An 18,336-nucleotide genomic window follows, 5' to 3' on the forward strand; every position below is an offset into this window, starting at 1 on the left:
ATTTGTTTTGTCATTTTTTTACAGGGTTCGATCACCCCTTCAATTCACCGATAAAGAGTCTCGTTTCTGGATATTTCATCGCGACAATCGTCAAAATCATCTGAAGTTCTGAAACATTTTCTTCATTGTCAGGATCAAAGATTTTACTATGTTTTCCAATACTGCCATTGTCGATCAATCGATAGATCCGGTTCCATTCCATAAATTGTTCGACATCTGTAAAGTGACTGAGGGGAAAACCGGAACCATCTAGAATTTCTGTTAAACGAAAAGCAATATAAGAACTGTCGATCACATATTCCCTTTCAGGATCAATTTGATTACTTTTCTGAAAATCAATGATTGCTTTTTCTGGACGATGATGCAGCAGCCACTCTAACAACAAGAAAAAGCCTTCCATCCGATAATTGTCCAAAAATAAGCGTTGGGACGCTTCCGATACTCGAAAAACCAGCGGGATCAAAAAATTCCGTTTATAAATCAGTAAAGGCGCACGATCTACCGTCACATTCAAGTAACGATTCAAATAGGTAGCTCCACGAAAGCCGCCCAAACGGTATCCCTCTACACCGTATTTTTTGTATTTGCGGCACAGTGCAGAACAATCAGAAACTGAGACAGATACTTCTGCTAATTTATCGTATCCGCTTAAAATCCGATCAAAAGGCTCTAAAACGATTTTTTCTTCCAACTCTGCCGCTCCCTTCTTGCTCATACTGCTAATTACTTAAATAATAACATAAAAAAAGCGATTAAACCAAAAGAAATACCCCTTTGTTTTTTGAAAACGATAAAAATGAAAGTAAAAAAACACCCCCGAAAGCACAGATAAACTTTCAAGGATGTCTTACTTTTATTCTTCTTCGCTGTCTGCTACATTATGATAAACGTTTTGGACATCTTCTAAGTCTTCTAGTGCATCGATCATTTTTTCAAATTTTTCAAGATCTTCTCCAGTCAAAGTGACTTCATTTTGAGGAATCATCTGCATCTCAGCAATTGAAAACTCAGTAATTCCTTTTTCTTTTAAAGCTTCTTGAATCACATGAAAATCACTAGGTTCTCCATGGACGATGATTTGACCATCTTCTTCAAGAACATCGCGCACGTCGATGTCTTTTTCCATCAAGTATTCTAAGATGTCATCTGCATCCGTACCAGAAAAACCAAATAATGCCGTATTATCAAACATGTAAGCAACCGCGCCAGAAACACCCATGTTTCCGCCATTTTTACCAAAAGCTGCTCGTACGTCTGCTGCTGTACGGTTAACATTATTCGTCAATGTATCGACGATAACCATTGAACCATTTGGTCCGAACCCTTCATAACGCAATTCGGAGTATTGTTCATCCCCTGAACCTTTTGCTTTCTCAATTGCTCGGTCAATGATGTGTTTTGGTACATTGTATGTTTTTGCACGTTCAATAACAAAGCGCAATTTTTGGTTCGCATGAGGATCAGGATCACCTGATTTTGCTGCCGCGTAGATTTCGATTCCAAATTTTGCATAAACTCGGCTATTGTTTGCATCCTTAGCAGTTTTCTTTGCTACGATATTTGCCCATTTACGACCCATAATTTCACTTCGCTTTCTTTATAATCAAAATTCCTTAATCATTATACTTGTGATTTCCTGTTCTGTGAAGTAATTTCAGTTCAATTCTTTAGAAAAATAGGGGAACGACCAAAATTTTGTTCTACAATCTGTGGTGATGCCAACTGATAGATTTGATCTACCCGTAAAGAATACCCAAAACGCTCGCTTTCCTTTTTGCCAAATTTAGAAATGAGCGGCAGGTCTGTCTTCTTTTTAACTTGCTTTAAATAAGTTTGACCTGCTGTTGTAAACCCCAAAATACGAATCCCGGTATTCTTTTGCGCTTGTTGGACTTCTTCACTGGTTGCTTGAAACAATAGATAACACATCAACCGCTGAAGTCTAGTTCTAGTATACCGTTTTGTTTTCAGAAGTGCCATAAATTCCGCAAAAGAAGTGGCGTGTAAACAATCTTTGATCCGATATTCTAATCCTTCGGTCACTTGATACCGGGTTCGCAATTGTTCAAGAGGGGTTGCGATAAGTTGGTACTGCAACAATGGCCAAAAAAACTCCCAATCAATCGTTTGGTCTAATAAATCATTTCTTACACTTTCAGGAACGTACCCTTTAATCTCTTGACCTGCCTTCACAGCTTTGCGAATAGCCGTCGCACTGGCAATCATCCCACCAGACAATTCTTGTGAGTGATAGGCCGCTTGTTTCCTTGAAATCGGCAACAGTTTCATTGGTGATGGATACTGACACGTTTCACGAGCATAGCGCATGCCCAATATGTGATTAGGCAAATGAGCCTCTGCCAAAAAGTCTGGATAGACTGCTGCAAAAGCCGCATGCATTTTTTGTGTATAGGTTTGGTTCTCAGAAGCATTCTCTTGGAAAAACTGGTCGATGACTTCTTGATTGTTTCGCTCAAAATGCGCAAATGCTTCATAATCAAATGGTTCGGGAGCGTCCGTTCCAAAACATAAAAAGGAGCAATCCAATGATTGCAGAATTCTAATTGCTCCTTTTGCAAAGAAATCAGCTGATTGAACTGACCAAGCCGGCGGTAATTCTACAATTAGATCCACGCCATTTTCGAGTGCAGCTCGAGCACGCTGCCATTTGTCAACGATTGCCGGTTCTCCTCGCTGCAAAAAGTTGCCACTCATCACCGCCACAACAACATCCGCTCCAGATGCTTTTCTAGCTTGCTGGACATGAAATTCATGGCCATTATGAAAAGGATTATACTCTACAACAATACCGCATGCTTGCATTTCTCCACTCCTTTCTCCCATCAGCAAAAAAATTTAAGTTCTTTTTAATCTAAAAAAAACCGCAAACAATCAAAGCTTGCGGCAGACAAAGAACCAACGACGGCTCTTTTCATTTGGCGGACTATCAATAAAGTCTGCATACATTTCGATTTCAGAGAAGCCAGCATTTTCTAACATCCGCTGATAACTTTCAAGCGAATAGGTGCGTTCTCGGTGTAGTTCATCCATTCGTTGGAAAGTTCCATCCTCATTTTGCACAAAAAAAGTCAAAAAATGTTCAATGCTGTGAGGAACTTCTCCTTGGTAACTTTCCCAGAGAAAGGCAAACTCATCTGTTTGATAGTGGTAGCTGTAATCAGGGAATACTTCATCGATCTGGTACGTTGAGTGTACATCGAACATAAATACCCCGTCGTCACGCAAGCTGTTATAAACCCCATCGAAAACTTGTTGGACACTTTGTTCATCTTCCATATAACAGATTGAGTCAGAGTAACAAGTGATCGCTTCGTAGGTTCCCACATCTGTCAGATCCAGCATGTCCCCTTCTACCAATTGGATGGGCGTATCCTCTTGTTCCGCCCGCTGACTGGCGATCATCAACATTTCTTCTGAAAGGTCTAAGCCGGTTACATCAAAACCCGCTTTTGCGAATTCTACTGCTAATGCACCTGTTCCGCAGGCTAGTTCCATAATTTGTTTTTTTTCACCTAAATGACGGCAAGAAAAATCCAGCCACTTTTGATAGAGACTGGAATCCATTACTTCGTCATAGACAAAAGCAAATGTTTCGTAGGCCATTATTAAGCCACGACCCATTCGTTCAGATCAACAAGCGGTGCATCTGACCATAATTTTTCTAAATTATAAAACGCACGTTCTGAAGCGTTGAAAACGTGAACGATGACATCACCAAGATCAATCAAGACCCATTTACCACCATCTTTTCCTTCAACACGGCGAACCTCCACTTGGTTTTCTTCTTCTTTGTCAAGAACTTCATCAATGATGGCATTGATTTGTCTGTCACTGTTCCCTGAACAAATCACAAAGTAATCGGCTAATAATGAAATTTCACGAACGTCTAATGCCATAATATCTTCGGCATGTTTTGAATCTGCTGCTTTAACAGCAATTTCTAAAATTCTCTGGCTATCTATGGTAATTCCCTCCTAATGGTTTGCGACCCAATGATTGTATGTTTCAATCGTCTTGGGATAAATTGGTGCTTCCTTTTCAATCAAATAAAGCAATGTATGTTTCGTTTCGTAAGCTACTGCAGCGTCAAGATCAATCATAGCTAATTCACGGGCTTCTTTCACACCAGGAAATGACCGACCAGGTTCGATATAATCGGCAACGTAAATGATCTTATCCAACAAACTCATTTCTGCAGCACCAGTCGTATGGATACGAATGGCTTGTAGGATCTCTTCGTCATCGATGCCTAACTCTCGCTGAACAAAATCGGCTCCCACAATACCATGCCAAATAGCATTGCTCCAATTGAGCAATTCCAGATCAAAACCATCTCGCCGAATGACAAGCTGGAATTCTTCATCTGGACGCTCTTTGGCATAATCATGAGTCAGCGCAGCGATACTGGCTTTTTCCGGTGAAGCACCGAATTTTTCAGCCAATGCGACAGCCGTTTTTTCCACACCTAGTACATGCTGAAATCGTTTTTGGCTCATATGCATTTGTACTTCCTGCATCAATAATTCGCGTTCAGCAGGCGTATACTGTTGGCTATTCATCCAGATACAGCCCCTTTTCTTGAATATAGTTTAACACATTTTCCGGCAATAAGTAGCGAATCGAGCATCCTTGTTGCACTTTCTTACGAATTATTGTGGAGCTGATATCCATCAAAGGCACATCGATCCAAATGATCGGATAGGGTGTTTCAACGGGATAACTAGGACGACGAACCCCGACGAAGGTGACCAACTCCATCAATTCATCAATCCGATGCCACTTCGGCAAGTATTGTACCATGTCGCCGCCAATAATAAAGTAATAACTTGTATCAGGGTTCTTTTCAGTCAGTTCCTTCATTGTATCAAAAGTATAGCTTTTCCCTTTACGTTTCAATTCAATGTCTTCAATCGCAAATCGGGGATTATCCGCAATCGCTAACTGTAACATTGCCAGTCGGTGAGCAGCCGGGATCGTCTTTTTTTCATCGACATGCGGCGGAAGATACTCAGGCATAAAATAGACTTTATCCAAGCCCAAAGCTTGCCCAACTTCTTCACCCATGACCAAGTGGGTATAGTGAACGGGGTTGAAATTCCCCCCCAGTATGCCCACTTGTTTTTTAGGCGCTTGATAAGCCGCTTCTGTTGTATATAAGGTCTGAACTTTGCCAAACGAATTTCCTTGCATGTCAAATCACTCCTATAATGAACGTACGTTTACAGAGATTTTTTTATATTTTTCTTTTGTAGATGGTTTGAATAACACAATCACGCGTCCAATGATTTGAACAACCTCGCATTGAATCGCTTCACTGATTGCTGTAGCAGCGTCCTCCGCCACTTCGTCGGTATTTTGCAATAAAGATACCTTGATCAATTCTCTTTTTTCTAGCGCTTCTTCGATTTGATTGATCATTGCCTCATTCAACCCGCCTTTGCCAATCTGAAAAATCGGTGTTAAATGATGCGCTTCACTGCGTAAAAACCGCTTTTGTTTTCCTCGTAATTCCATGTTCTGCCTTCTTCCTTTAAATTAATGCTTTCCGTTTGATCACATCAACGCCTTTGGGTGCCCAACCAGCAACAACTCCTGGTTTTGTGACTGTGATCCATCCTAAACCTGCAAAAACAATATCTGTTTTTTCTTTGATCGAAAATTCAAAGCGAACTAACTCCGGAAAATCAGCTAACTCATCAGGACGAGGCGGTTGTAAAAGACCACCAACATGTTTTTGATAAAAAGCATCAGCTTTTTCTAACTTCGTGCGATGCAGCACCACATCATTTGCTACATAAGCAATGAATGAGCTGCGCTCTCCTTGAATAAAGTCAAAACGTGCCACTCCTCCGAAAAAGAGTGTTTGGCCAGCATTCAATTGGTAGCTTTTCGGTTTAATTTCCTTATTCGGCGCCACGATTTTTAAATCTTTCTTTCCAAGGTAATGAGCCATCTGATGTCGGTGGATGATCCCTGGAGTGTCGATCAAAAAGTGACCGTCGTCGAGAGGAATTTCGATTTTATCAAGGGTTGTCCCTGGAAAACGAGAAGTAGTAATCAATTCTTGGACTCCAGCCGTCTGTTTGATGATTTGATTGATCAATGTCGACTTACCAACATTCGTAACACCTACCACATAGACATCTCGACCTTCTCGATAATGATCGATCGCCTGTAACAATTCAGTCATTTCGGCGGCTTTTTTTGCACTTGTCAATAAAACATCGATTGGACGCAGCCCTGCTTCATGGGCACGCTCTCTCATCCATTGGGTCATTTTTGATTTCTTCAATGACTTTGGCAAGATATCCACTTTATTGCCCACTAGCAACACAGGATTGTCTCCCACAAAACGATGAAGTCCTGGAATCAACGAACCGTTAAAATCAAAGATATCCACTACATTTACGATTAATGCATCTTTTTGACCGAGTTCGTTCAGTAAACGCAGAAAATCATCGTCTGTCAGCGAGACATCTTGGATTTCATTGTAATGTCGCAAGCGGAAACAGCGTTGGCAATAGACTTCTCCGGTTTCTAACCCTTTCTCTAATGCAGAGAGCGGTGTATAACCAAGCTCTGTTGGATTTTCTGTCTGGATCAGCGCGCCACAGCCAATACAATGAATCATTTCTTCATTCATTATCAAATTCCACCTCGCCATTTCATTTCTGGATTGTGTTTCAATAAATACTTCATAATTCTTCGCTCCAGCAAACGGTTGAATTGTGTTTTCCATGAATCCGTATTAATGATCGGCTTCACTAAGATACTACGGACCCCTGCTCGATTAGCACCTTGAATGTCGGTCATGATTTGATCACCGATCATCACAACATCTTCTTTTTGCAAGCCGAGTTGGCGGTATCCTTGCTTGATGCCACGAGAAAAAGGTTTCAATGCTCGATGGACGTATTGCAAACCAAAGGGCGCCACTGCCCGTGCGACCCGTTCACTATTATTGTTTGAAACGACAATCACCGGGATTCCCGCATTCTTCATTTCTAACAACCAATTTTTTAGCTCTTCACTACCGTCAGGATCATTCCAAGCAATCAGGGTATTATCAAGGTCAGTTAGAACAGCTTTGATGCCTTGCTTCTTAAGTTGATGGGGAGTGATCTGATAGATGGCATCGACCATCCAAGTCGGTTTAAATTTTGAAAACATAGATTCTCCTTGATTCTTTTATTCATGTGACAAAAATAGTCAATTTGTTGACACGTCTAGATAAAAACAGCTTGTCAGCTGACAAGTCGTCAATCAGTCCCCACAGGGTCACTGATGATTATTTAAAGGCATCCTACTTATAATGCTACTTTCAACCTGTAATTATACAATAGAATCGTGTGAAATACTAGACTGAGCTACAACTCTCAGCAACAGATTTTCATCTAGTTGAAAAAAGCAACGGATCATCCACTGCTACTTTCTTTAAAAAATAAAAAAGCCGAACGATCAGAGGAGTGAGCAATCAATGCAGATTACTTCTGCAGCTTCCTTCCTCAAGAATCGTTCAGACAATTCATTGTTTTTCATCTTGACCGATATGAACGCACATCATACTAACCAACTTCATGGTCTAAAAAAGATCATAAGACTTTTGCCAGAAAATCGATTGTCCGCGGATTTTGCGGTGCATCAAATATTTGAGCAGGAGTCCCCTCTTCCATAATGACCCCTTGGTCCATGAAAAGAACGCGGTCGCCAACCTCTTTGGCAAATCCCATTTCATGGGTAACGATCACCATCGTCATCCCTTCTTGAGCCAAACGCTGCATGACACTCAATACCTCACCGACCATTTCCGGGTCTAACGCCGATGTCGGTTCGTCAAACAACATCACTTCTGGCTGCATCGCCAATGCGCGAGCAATAGCGATCCGTTGCATTTGTCCTCCGGATAAGCTTTGAGGATAAGCTTTTGCTTTATCCGGCAACCCTACGTCAGTCAACAGTTTCTCTCCGATTTTCCGAGCGTCTTCTTTAGACATTTTTTTTACTTTGATTGGCGACAATGTAATATTATCCATTACTGTCAGATTGGGGAAGAGGTTAAAGTTTTGAAAAACCATGCCTAATTTTTCCCGCATTTGATAAATATCATTTTTTTTGTCAGTAATGTCCGTCCCTTTAAAGTAAATATTGCCGCTTGTTGGTTCTTCTAACAAATTCAAGCAGCGTAAAAAAGTACTCTTTCCCGATCCGGAAGGTCCAATCACAACAACGACCTCACCTTTTTTGATTTCAGTATTGATACCTTTAAGCACCTGATTTGTTCCAAATGTTTTGTGTAAATTCTTTACTTTGATCATTGTATCCATCTTTTTTCCTCCTATCGCCGGTAACCTTTGCCGAGTTTTTTCTCCCATAGATTCAACAAGCGGGAGGTGGTAAACGTTAAAATAAAGTAAATTACAGCGGCAACATATAAAGGAGTTAATGGCTGATACGAACTTGTCACAACAATTTGTGCGCTATTCATCAATTCGTAGATACCGATAGTGGATAACAAAGAAGAGTCTTTGATCAAAACAATGAACTCGTTACCTAGAGGAGGCAAGATATTACGCAAAGCTTGAGGTAAAATAACATACCGCATCGCTTGTGCAGGACGCAATCCTAGCGAACCAGCTGCTTCTGATTGACCAAAATCGACTGCATTGATACCACCACGAACGATTTCAGCAACGTAAGCCCCTGAGTTCAATGAAAGGGCGATAATCCCTGGAAATAGTCGTCCAAAGTCAAGATTCAACACACCAAACGAAATCGTCGGCAGTGAGAACAGCCCCTGCAACAACCCAAATGCAATCAATATCTGAACCAGCATCGGTGTTCCCCGTAACACTTCGATATACGTATTAGCGATCCAGCGTAATGGTTTTACTTTTGATAACTTCATCAATGCAAAGGTGATTCCGAGGATGGTGCCTAGGATCACTGTAATAATGGAGATGACAATCGTAATCAATACCCCTGAGATAAAGTAAGGATAATAAGTCGACAAGAAGGAAAAATCCATAAATTTACTACTCCGATCTATTCAGCCGCATTTTCGTTGGCTAAGTCTGTATTCTTTTGAACGTATTCATTAATTGTCCCTTTATCATTCAATTCTTTCAAAATACGGTTCAATTCATCTTTTAATTCTGTGCTGCCTTTTGGTAGAGCGATAGCATAAGAATCATCTGGTGAAGCTTCCAAAGCAATGTCAGCCACTGCCAAATCATCATTTTGAGCAACATATGAGTCTGCAACGGCACTTTCAAGTACTAGCCCATCGATCGATCCTTGTTTCAATTCATTGATCAAGTTAGGCACTTTCGCAATCGAAACCAATTGTGAGTCAGCTAATTGGTTTTGAACCACAGCCTCTTGGATCGATCCTTTTTGGGCGCCTACCTTCTTTCCTGAAAAGTCATCGATTGCAGACAATGCATCCGTATTGTCCTTTTTGATCACGATTTTTTGTTCAGGTGTAAAGTAGTTGTCAGTAAAATCAAATGTTTGTTTTCTTTCATCAGTTGCTGAGATCCCAGAAACCGCAATATCCGCTTTTCCTTGGCTCAATGCAGTTAGAACAGCATTGAACTCCAAATCCATTACATTGACTTTGACGCCTAATTCTTTGGCGATTTCATTTACCAGATCAATGTCCGCGCCGACGATTTGGTCTTTGCCATCAATCAAAGCATGGAACTCAAAAGGTGCAAAATCAGCTGATGTCGCTACATTTAATACACCAGCAGACTTGATAGCTTCTAGCTGATTTTGATCTCCTTTTTTTGACGAATCAGTGCTTGATGATCCACCATTCCCACATGCAGCTAAAGTTAATAAAGCAGCAACTGTTATAAATCCACTTATCAATTTCTTCATTTGTTTTCTCCCCTTATAAAATAAATAATTATGCATATATTCCCATCTTTATTCAGAATATATACATAATACCACAATGTTATTGAATTTCAAACAACTATCTGCTGATGTTTATTATATTAGAGAAATTTCACAAGGACAAATAAAAAAGCTTGAAATCAATGACGGATCAAAAATCGACATTGATATCAAACTTATGATTAAAATTTGCGAAAACGCTGATAGCGCTCAGCAAGGAGTTGGTCTATATTCTTTTGTGCTAGAGTAGCGATCTTTTTGGTGATTGCCGATCGCATTTCCGCGATCACTGTCTCTTTCGACAACAGTTCACCGTCGATGGTCTCGGGAATCATTTTTTCGATCACTCCAAGCTTGTGCAACTCTTGCGCTGTTATTTTCATGAGTCCGGCAGCTTCTTTCGCACGGCTTCCATCTTTCCAGAGGATCGATGCAAAGCCTTCCGGGGATAAAATCGCATAGATAGAATGTTCCATCATCCATACTTCATCCCCTAAAGCCAATGCCAAAGCTCCACCACTGCCGCCTTCGCCAATAATGATTGCCAAGATTGGTACTTTTAAATCTGACATTTCTAAGAGATTGCGCGCAATCGCTTCTCCTTCGCCACGCTCTTCAGCGCCGACGCCGCAATAGGCACCTGCTGTATTGATCAATGTGATAACAGGCCGTTGAAATTTCTCCGCTTGTTTCATTAGCCGCAACGCTTTTCGGTAACCTTCTGGATGAGGAGCACCAAAATTTCGTCGAAGGTTCTCTGGCAGGTTCCGCCCTTTTTGGATACCGATCACTGTCACAGGTTTCCCATCTAAGGCAGCGACCCCGCCCACAACAGCTTCATCATCGGCATAGAGACGATCCCCATGGAATTCCTGAAAATCGCTAAAAACATGTTCAAAGTAATCAAGTGCCGTCAAACGATCTTTGCTGCGGGCTAACTCAACGATCTCATGTGCCGCTTCAATCATTTGTCATCCACCCCTTTGTCGTATGCAATTTAAGCAATTGGGAAATTCGTTCCCTTAATTGTGTCCGTGGAACGATTTGATCGACAAAACCATGTTCCAACAAGAACTCTGCTTTTTGGAAGTCTTCTGGCAGTTCTTGTCGAATCGTTTGTTCGATCACTCGTCTCCCCGCAAACCCAATCAATGCCTGCGGTTCAGCGAGAATCACATCTCCTTCCATTGCAAAACTTGCTGTTACGCCTCCGGTAGTTGGATCTGTCAAGACTGTCAAATAAAATAAACCGGCTTCACTATGACGCTTCACTGCTGCAGAGATTTTAGCCATCTGCATCAATGAAAAAATCCCTTCTTGCATCCGTGCACCACCAGAAGCAGTGAATAATACAACGGGTAAGTTCTTCGCAAGCGCTCGCTCAAACAATCGAGTGATTTTTTCACCTACGACAGTTCCCATACTTCCCATAATAAAGTTGGAATCCATGATTCCTATTGCCACAGGTTGCTGATTGATTGTCGCTTCTCCAGTTAACACGGCTTCATGGAGACCAGTTTTTTCCTGTACGGAAGCTATTTTTTCGAGATAATCAGGAAAGTTGAGAGGATCTTCTGTTTTCACATCTGTATCCCATTCTTCCAAGCTTTTTTCGTCGATCGTTAATGCGATTCTTTCCCAGGCACTGATACGGAAATTATAGCCGCAATGAGGACAGACTTTTTCTGCGCCCATTTCTTTTGTATATAAGGTCCGTTTACATCTGGGACATTTCGCCCAAAGATTGTCGGGCACTGTTGGTTCATTGGCAGGAGCCTGGCCGCGATTAGGATTGATGCGAATGTAATTCTTCTTTTTAAATAAAGCCATTCTCTTCCCTCCTATTGTTCAGGCGTCCAGTTTGGCAAGAATTCCTCTTGTAAAAAGGCTGTGTTGTAGTCTCCGGCAATCACTTTTGGATGACCGATCAGATCCATTTGGAATTCTGCATTCGTCACTACACCCTCAGTCACTAATTCAGCCAAAGCTCGCTGCATTTTCATCAATGCTTCAAATCGATTTTCTCCATGAACGATGACCTTTGCAATCATCGAATCATAGTAAGGAGGAATCGTATATCCAGAGTACATGGCACTATCCACACGAACGCCCAGACCTCCTCCAGGTAAAAACAAATTGTGAATTTTTCCAGGGGAAGGAGCAAAATTAAAGGCTGGATTTTCCGCATTGATACGACACTCGATGGCAGCACCTTGCATTTTGACATCTTCTTGTTTGATATCCAGCGGTTCGCCGCTAGCAATCTCAATTTGTTTTTTTACGAGATCGATATTGGTCACCATTTCTGTGATCGGATGTTCGACCTGGATGCGAGTATTCATTTCCATGAAATAGAATTCGCCAGCTTCATCCATCAGAAATTCGATTGTACCAGCATTGCGATAGCCAACAGCCTGAGCGGCGCGAACTGCTGCAGCTCCTAGTTCTTGACGTTTACTAGCTGATATTACGACCGATGGCGATTCTTCCAAAACTTTTTGATTGTTCCGTTGTAAAGAACAATCCCGCTCGCCCAAGTGAATGATATTCCCAAAAGAATCTCCTAAAACTTGGACTTCGATATGTCTTGCGGGATACACGATTTTCTCAATATACATTTCATCATTACCAAAAGCGGCTTTTGCTTCTTGCTGAGCGGAAGAAAAATGCTGCGGCAATTCTTCTTTTGTCAATACTTTACGTATGCCTTTACCACCACCGCCTGCTGCTGCTTTAAGCATCACTGGATAGCCAATTTCTTCAGCGATCGTCAATGCTTCTTTCACATCAGAAATCGCTCCTTGACTGCCGGGGATCACTGGCACTTGTGCTTCGATCATCAACCGTCGGGCATTGATTTTGTTCCCCATTGCATCGATTGTTTCACTCTTAGGACCAATAAAGACAATATTGCATTCTTCACACATAGATGCAAAACGGCTATTTTCTGATAAGAAACCAAATCCGGGATGGATGGCTTCAGCTTTGGTAACGATCGCGGCGCTTAATATTTGTTGCACATTCAAATAAGAGTCTGCTGCTTTCGCCGGGCCAATACAAATGGCTTCATCGGCAAGTTCTGCATGTAACGCTTCTTTATCTGCTTCTGAATAAACTGCGACCGTTTGGATCCCAAGTTCGCGGCAAGCACGTATAATGCGAACAGCGATCTCACCACGGTTAGCTATCAATACTTTAGAAAACATTTTTCACCTATCCAATCATGAAGGTAAGTTCTGCTTCTGCAACTTTTTTGCCATCAACATAGGCAATCCCTTTGCCGATTCCTGCTGCAGATTTTACCTTGAGTATTTCTACTTCTAAGATCAATGTATCTCCTGGTGTTACTTTTTTGCGGAATTTTGCTTTATCAAGTCCGCCGAAATAAGCGGTTTTACCTCGAAAATCCGGTAAAGACAAGAGTGCAACTGCCCCCGCTTGGGCCATTGCTTCAACGATCAATACACCAGGCATGACTGGTTCATGAGGAAAATGGCCTTGAAAAAAAGGTTCGTTGATGGTCACGTTCTTCTTTGCTACCACCCGTTTTCCTTCTTCTAGTTCTTCAATGCGATCCACTAAGAGCATAGGATAGCGATGGGGAATGATTTCTTTGATTTCTTGAATTGACATAACTGACATAGCTTACCCTTCTTTCACACGGAATAATGGTTGATCGTATTCAACGATCTGCTCATTTTCAACTAAGATTTCAACTAATTCGCCATCAACATCGCTAACAATTTCATTCATTACTTTCATTGCTTCAACGATACAAAGGACATCCCCTTTTTTGACAGAATCGCCGATTTGTTTGAATTGGCTTTGTTCAGGACTAGGTTTTAAGTAAACCACACCCACTAAAGGTGAAACGATCTCCGTTCCCGCTATAATTGGCTCTGAACTAACCTCGAGGGTTCCAGCAGCTGTTGGTTGTACGCTTGGTACTGGTGCAGCTGCAGGGATGCTTTCAACTTTGACATCTGAACTCTCGGATGATACTTGACGGCTACTGAACGAATTTTTATTAAAATAAAGTTCGATGTTTTCTTTTTTGAGCTGCAATTCAGTCAAAGAGGACTGATCAAATTGGGAAAGCAGATCCTTGATTTCATTTGTTTCCAATTAAGCTTCCTCCCAACGTTTCAATAAGATGACTGCATTGTGTCCACCAAAACCTAGTGAGTTACTCATTGCATACGTAATTTCTGCTGGCTGGCTTTGGTTTTTCACAATATTTAAGTCGATTTCAGGATCTTGTTCACGAACATTGATGGTCGGTGGAATAAATTGATGCTGCAAGGCTAAAAGCGAGGCAATTGCTTCGATTCCTCCTGCTGCCCCCAATAGATGTCCTGTCATAGATTTTGTACTGCTGACGTAAGGTTTGCGATAGTCGTCCCCTAAACCATATTGGATCGATGTAGCTTCAGCTACATCATTAGCTGGTGTGCTTGTTCCGTGAGCATTGATATAGCCAACTTCGGCTGGAGTGATCGCTGCTTCAGACATCGCGAGTTTCATTGCTTTTCCAGCACCTGAACCGTCAGGATTCGGTGCAGTCATATGGTAGGCATCACAATTGGCACCATAGCCAACAACTTCCCCGAGAATCTTCGCTCCGCGCTTTTGGGCATGTTCAAATGATTCTATAATCAAAACCCCAGCACCTTCTCCCATAACAAACCCGCTGCGGTTTTTGTCAAATGGTGTGGATGCTTTGTCTGGATCAGATTCCGTTGTTAATGCCGTTAAAGAAGCAAAACCAGCGATACCAATCTCACAAATCGTTGATTCAGATCCGCCAGCAATCATCACGTCTGCATAACCATGTTTGATATTGCGGAAAGCCTCACCAATCGAATGAGTACCGGATGCACAAGCAGAGACCGTAGTTGTACAAATACCTTTTGCCCCCACACGCAATGCAATGTTTCCTGCCACCATGTTGACGATCGACATGGGCACAAACATTGGAGACACACGATTTGCACCTTTTTCATGCATTCGAATCACTTGGTCTTGAATAGTTGGCAAACCTCCAATACCTGATCCGACCATGACACCGAATCGATCGGCATCTAACGCTTCAGAATTCAAACCCGCCATTTTCATTGCTTCAAGGGCAGCATAGATCCCATAAATCGAAAAAAGATCCATCCGTTTCGTATCTTTTTTGACAAAGTATTTTTCTAGTGGAAACTCTTTGACTTCAGCTGCTACTGAAATCCCTGTTCCACTGGCGTCAAATTTGGTGATGGGGCCAATCCCATTGGTTCCATTTTGCAAACTAGCTAAAAATGTTTCTGGATCATTCCCTATTGGGGAAGTCACACCGTATCCTGTAATAACTACTCGATTCATAAGTATCTCCTTTCTATCCTTGCATGGCCATTCCGCCATCTACGCTGACTACTTGACCTGTGATATAAGCGCTTTGGGCCAAAAAAACCGCAGCTTTTGCGACATCTTCTACAGCACCAAATCGCTGCAACGGAATATTATTGATCGATTGTTCTTTTACCTTATCAGAAAGAACTGCGGTCATCTCCGTTTCAATAAATCCTGGTGCGATCGCATTACAGGTAATGCCTCTAGCCGCTCCTTCGCGGGCAACTGATTTGGTAAAACCAATCACGCCAGCTTTACTTGCTGCATAATTTGCTTGACCAATGTTGCCAGTCAATCCTACGACACTAGTCAAATTAATGATACGTCCTTCGCGTAGTTTCATCATCTTTTTGAGAGCTACTTGCGTCATGTTGAAGGTTCCAGTCAAATTGATCTTCAATACACTTTCAAATTCTTCTGGTTTCATGCGCAACAATAACTTGTCATTGGTGATTCCTGCGTTGTTGACTAAAATGTGGATCGGTCCTAATTCAGCTTCCGCTTGTGCAAGCATCGAAACAGCTTGATCGTATTCGGATATATCACCGTTGACTGCGATGCATTTCACACCAAAACGGGTAATCGTCTCTATAAGAGTTTGAGGTATCTCTTTCCGCCCATTCAATACGATATTGGCTCCTTCTTTGGCAAATGCTTCTGCAATGCCAAAGCCAATCCCTCTTGAACTACCAGTAATAAAGACATTTTTATTTGTCAGTTCCATAAATTCCTCCTAATCAAACCTTGAAAGTGTGTCAAAAAGTGTTTGAGCATCTTCCACTCTCGAAGCAGCAATGGTTTTGTCGATTTTTTTCAAAAAACCGGTCAATACTTTTCCGGGACCGATCTCGATCATCTGCTCAATTCCCATTTGTTTCAACTGCTCGGTGCTTTCATAAAAACGCACAGGTGATTTGACTTGCTTCTCTAATAATTCTTTGACTTGTTCTTGTTTCATCGGTTTCGCAGTCGTGTTGCTGATCACCGGCACCTGTAAATCTTTGATTTCAATTTTCGCCAGCTCTTGAGCAAGTTGTTTAGAAGCGGGTTCTAAAAGTTTTGTATGGAAAGGGCCGCTGACATTTAATGGAATCATTCGTTTGGCTCCCGCCGCTTGCAATAACTGAACGGCTTGGTCAACCGCAGCTACTTCCCCACCGATGACAATTTGCTGCGGCGTATTGTAATTAGCTGGCGAAACGATCCCTACTTGGCTAGCTTCTTTACAAATCGCCTCAATGGTTTCAGCCGGAGTATTCATCACAGCGACCATTTTACCCACACCCTGTGGTGCGGCATTTGCCATAAACTTGCCGCGTTTTTGCACGAGGGCTACAGCAGTTTGAAAGTCTAATGCGCCGCTTGCTACTAATGCGGAATATTCACCTAAGCTCAAACCAGCCAAAGCATCGGCCTGGAGACCTTTTTCTTTTAACAAACGCCAAAAAGCCACACTGACGGTTAAAATGGCTGGCTGCGTATATTCAGTTTGATTCAAACGGTCATTTTCAGTAAAACATAGTTCAGTCATATCATAGCCGAGCATCTCACTTGCTTCCGTAAAGGTTTGTTGAACACTTGATTCTTGCTGATATAACTCCTGACCCATTCCTACATATTGGGCTCCTTGACCGCTGAATAAAAATGCTGTTTTCATTTTAAACTCCTTTTTTGAACTGAAAGATTTTGGAGAAAATGGCATCTTCACTCGCAGATCTCAGCGAGTGAAACACACTCTTTCTATTACAAGGAAAGGCTAGGCTGTTTGCCTAGCCTCGTTTTTTATGCTTGTTGTTTTTCAACGTATTTAACTAGATCTTCGACAGTTTTGATGCCGTCTTCAGTTTCGATTTTTACATCGAATTCATCTTCGATCTCGTTAATGATTTGGAAAAGGTCTAAGCTGTCTGCTTCAAGATCCTCTTGAATGTTTGTGTTTAATTTGATTTCTTCTTTTTCTTTTCCTAATTCTTCTGCTACGATTTCTTGAATTTTTTCGAATACCATGTGTATATTCCTCCAATGTGTTTTCTTCAATATTGATTGTGAACAGGCTATAAAGCTGCCAGCATGGTCCCCCATGCTAATCCGCCGCCGAAACCTGAGAACACCACTTTTTGTCCGCTGCCTAAAGACAGCGTGCCGCGTTTCACTTCTTCATCTAACAAAATCGGAATTGAAGCGGCTGAAGTATTGCCATAAAATTGCATATTTTGCAAAAACTTATGTCGCGGGACCTTTAATTTCCGAGCCACTTTATCTAAGATTCGGGAATTGGCCTGATGCAACAAGTAATAATCTACCGATTCATGCTCACTGATTGCATGAATGGATTGAACGACATCGCGTGTCGCAAAATCAAAAATTTCACGACCAACCATCTGCATACAAGCACTGTATTGGGTTGACGAACTTCCGTAAGGATTCTTATTTTCAACAAAACCTGATGTCAGAGAGAGTCCTCTGGTTCCATCAGACTGCAGCGATTCCTTCAAGAGATGCTGATGGTTGGTTGCTTCTAAAAGCACCCCGCCTGCCCCGTCTCCAAATAAAACTGCGGTTGAACGATCTTCCCAATCCAAGACCTTTGACAGCACTTCACCGCCAATGACGAGCCCTTTTTTAGAACCGGTCCGAATCAATTTTTCTGCTAAAGACAATGCATAAACAAATCCGGCACAAGCTGCGCTGATATCAAAAGCAAAAGCTTGATGGGCGCCAATATTCCCTTGAACTTGGCAAGCAACTGCCGGTGTATTGAAATCCGGAGTGATGGTCGCTACTAGGATAAAGTCCAATTCATCTGGAGCAAGTCCCCTTGATGCCAAAAGTTTCGTAGCAACATTCGTACATAAATCGGAAGTATTTTCTCCATTACTAATTCGACGTTCTTTGATTCCTGTACGTGAAAAAATCCAGTCATCTGATGTATCCATAATTTCTGAAAGTTGCTGATTCGTCACGATTTGTTCAGGAACATAGCTTGCTGTTGCGGTAATCTTTCCAAACATATTCATCCGTTAC

At 41.8% G+C, this 18,336-nt stretch carries 23 protein-coding genes; all 23 read right to left on the reverse strand.

The genetic code is table 11. From position 1 onward, the window contains the following. Window positions 1-31 precede the first annotated feature (31 nt). Complete coding sequence (locus EGX73_RS14075) at window positions 32-691, reverse strand: hypothetical protein (protein WP_003126367.1); 660 nt, start codon at window positions 689-691, stop codon at window positions 32-34. Window positions 692-853: 162 nt separating this feature from the next. Then, window positions 854-1,579 (reverse strand): YebC/PmpR family DNA-binding transcriptional regulator, encoded by a 726-nt coding sequence (locus EGX73_RS14080; RefSeq protein WP_003126366.1) that lies wholly within the window; start codon window positions 1,577-1,579, stop codon window positions 854-856. Between the two features lie 80 nt (window positions 1,580-1,659). Beyond that, window positions 1,660-2,823 carry a nucleotidyltransferase gene (locus EGX73_RS14085; RefSeq protein WP_005471282.1) on the reverse strand — a complete coding sequence of 388 codons (1,164 nt, stop codon included), beginning with the start codon at window positions 2,821-2,823 and terminating at the stop codon, window positions 1,660-1,662. A gap of 69 nt (window positions 2,824-2,892) precedes the next feature. Further along, window positions 2,893-3,624, reverse strand: a complete 732-nt coding sequence (locus tag EGX73_RS14090; RefSeq protein ID WP_021149847.1) for a class I SAM-dependent methyltransferase — start codon at window positions 3,622-3,624, stop codon at window positions 2,893-2,895. A gap of 2 nt (window positions 3,625-3,626) precedes the next feature. Next, window positions 3,627-3,917 carry a ribosome silencing factor gene (gene rsfS, locus EGX73_RS14095; protein WP_003126363.1) on the reverse strand — a complete coding sequence of 97 codons (291 nt, stop codon included), beginning with the start codon at window positions 3,915-3,917 and terminating at the stop codon, window positions 3,627-3,629. 78 nt (window positions 3,918-3,995) lie between these two features. After that, window positions 3,996-4,580, reverse strand: coding sequence for a bis(5'-nucleosyl)-tetraphosphatase (symmetrical) YqeK (yqeK, locus tag EGX73_RS14100; RefSeq protein WP_003126361.1), 585 nt, complete (start codon window positions 4,578-4,580; stop codon window positions 3,996-3,998). Further along, window positions 4,573-5,211 (reverse strand): nicotinate-nucleotide adenylyltransferase, encoded by a 639-nt coding sequence (locus EGX73_RS14105; RefSeq protein ID WP_003126360.1) that lies wholly within the window; start codon window positions 5,209-5,211, stop codon window positions 4,573-4,575. The genes yqeK and EGX73_RS14105 overlap by 8 nt, the downstream gene beginning before the upstream one ends. Before the next feature lie 12 nt (window positions 5,212-5,223). Continuing rightward, window positions 5,224-5,535, reverse strand: a complete 312-nt coding sequence (gene yhbY, locus EGX73_RS14110) for a ribosome assembly RNA-binding protein YhbY (RefSeq protein ID WP_003126359.1) — start codon at window positions 5,533-5,535, stop codon at window positions 5,224-5,226. A 16-nt stretch (window positions 5,536-5,551) separates the two neighbouring features. After that, on the reverse strand, window positions 5,552-6,664 hold the full coding sequence (gene yqeH, locus EGX73_RS14115; RefSeq protein WP_003126358.1) for a ribosome biogenesis GTPase YqeH: 1,113 nt from the start codon (window positions 6,662-6,664) through the stop codon (window positions 5,552-5,554). A gap of 2 nt (window positions 6,665-6,666) precedes the next feature. After that, window positions 6,667-7,191 carry a YqeG family HAD IIIA-type phosphatase gene (locus EGX73_RS14120; RefSeq protein WP_003126357.1) on the reverse strand — a complete coding sequence of 175 codons (525 nt, stop codon included), beginning with the start codon at window positions 7,189-7,191 and terminating at the stop codon, window positions 6,667-6,669. Window positions 7,192-7,613: 422 nt separating this feature from the next. Continuing rightward, window positions 7,614-8,345 carry an amino acid ABC transporter ATP-binding protein gene (locus tag EGX73_RS14125; RefSeq protein ID WP_003126356.1) on the reverse strand — a complete coding sequence of 244 codons (732 nt, stop codon included), beginning with the start codon at window positions 8,343-8,345 and terminating at the stop codon, window positions 7,614-7,616. An 11-nt stretch (window positions 8,346-8,356) separates the two neighbouring features. After that, the gene (locus EGX73_RS14130) at window positions 8,357-9,046 is read right to left on the reverse strand and encodes an amino acid ABC transporter permease (protein ID WP_005471270.1); all 690 of its coding nucleotides are present in this window, start codon (window positions 9,044-9,046) and stop codon (window positions 8,357-8,359) included. Between the two features lie 17 nt (window positions 9,047-9,063). After that, window positions 9,064-9,903, reverse strand: coding sequence for a transporter substrate-binding domain-containing protein (locus EGX73_RS14135; RefSeq protein ID WP_029486744.1), 840 nt, complete (start codon window positions 9,901-9,903; stop codon window positions 9,064-9,066). 200 nt (window positions 9,904-10,103) lie between these two features. Next, window positions 10,104-10,889, reverse strand: a complete 786-nt coding sequence (locus EGX73_RS14140) for an acetyl-CoA carboxylase carboxyl transferase subunit alpha (protein ID WP_123867021.1) — start codon at window positions 10,887-10,889, stop codon at window positions 10,104-10,106. Further along, a complete protein-coding gene (gene accD, locus EGX73_RS14145) occupies window positions 10,882-11,751 on the reverse strand; it encodes an acetyl-CoA carboxylase, carboxyltransferase subunit beta (protein ID WP_003126353.1) in 870 nt (289 codons plus the stop codon). The genes EGX73_RS14140 and accD overlap by 8 nt, the downstream gene beginning before the upstream one ends. A gap of 11 nt (window positions 11,752-11,762) precedes the next feature. Then, the gene (locus EGX73_RS14150; RefSeq protein ID WP_003126352.1) at window positions 11,763-13,127 is read right to left on the reverse strand and encodes an acetyl-CoA carboxylase biotin carboxylase subunit; all 1,365 of its coding nucleotides are present in this window, start codon (window positions 13,125-13,127) and stop codon (window positions 11,763-11,765) included. Window positions 13,128-13,134: 7 nt separating this feature from the next. Further along, entirely contained in the window at window positions 13,135-13,554 is a 420-nt protein-coding gene (gene fabZ / locus EGX73_RS14155) for a 3-hydroxyacyl-ACP dehydratase FabZ (protein ID WP_029486743.1), read from the reverse strand. 12 nt (window positions 13,555-13,566) lie between these two features. Continuing rightward, window positions 13,567-14,046: an acetyl-CoA carboxylase biotin carboxyl carrier protein gene (accB, locus tag EGX73_RS14160; protein WP_003126350.1), complete on the reverse strand. Its 480-nt coding sequence runs from the start codon at window positions 14,044-14,046 to the stop codon at window positions 13,567-13,569. Further along, window positions 14,047-15,285: a beta-ketoacyl-ACP synthase II gene (fabF, locus tag EGX73_RS14165; RefSeq protein WP_123867022.1), complete on the reverse strand. Its 1,239-nt coding sequence runs from the start codon at window positions 15,283-15,285 to the stop codon at window positions 14,047-14,049. It abuts the gene before it with no gap. 13 nt (window positions 15,286-15,298) lie between these two features. After that, on the reverse strand, window positions 15,299-16,036 hold the full coding sequence (gene fabG / locus EGX73_RS14170) for a 3-oxoacyl-[acyl-carrier-protein] reductase (protein ID WP_003126347.1): 738 nt from the start codon (window positions 16,034-16,036) through the stop codon (window positions 15,299-15,301). 9 nt (window positions 16,037-16,045) lie between these two features. Further along, window positions 16,046-16,969, reverse strand: coding sequence for an ACP S-malonyltransferase (fabD, locus tag EGX73_RS14175; RefSeq protein ID WP_123867023.1), 924 nt, complete (start codon window positions 16,967-16,969; stop codon window positions 16,046-16,048). 125 nt (window positions 16,970-17,094) lie between these two features. Then, window positions 17,095-17,319 (reverse strand): acyl carrier protein, encoded by a 225-nt coding sequence (locus EGX73_RS14180; protein WP_003126345.1) that lies wholly within the window; start codon window positions 17,317-17,319, stop codon window positions 17,095-17,097. A gap of 47 nt (window positions 17,320-17,366) precedes the next feature. After that, complete coding sequence (locus EGX73_RS14185; protein WP_029486739.1) at window positions 17,367-18,329, reverse strand: beta-ketoacyl-ACP synthase III; 963 nt, start codon at window positions 18,327-18,329, stop codon at window positions 17,367-17,369. Between the last annotated feature and the right edge of the window lie 7 nt (window positions 18,330-18,336).

It is taken from the genome of Enterococcus sp. FDAARGOS_553, from assembly GCF_003812305.1.
In the GTDB taxonomy this organism is placed as follows: domain Bacteria; phylum Bacillota; class Bacilli; order Lactobacillales; family Enterococcaceae; genus Enterococcus_D; species Enterococcus_D gallinarum.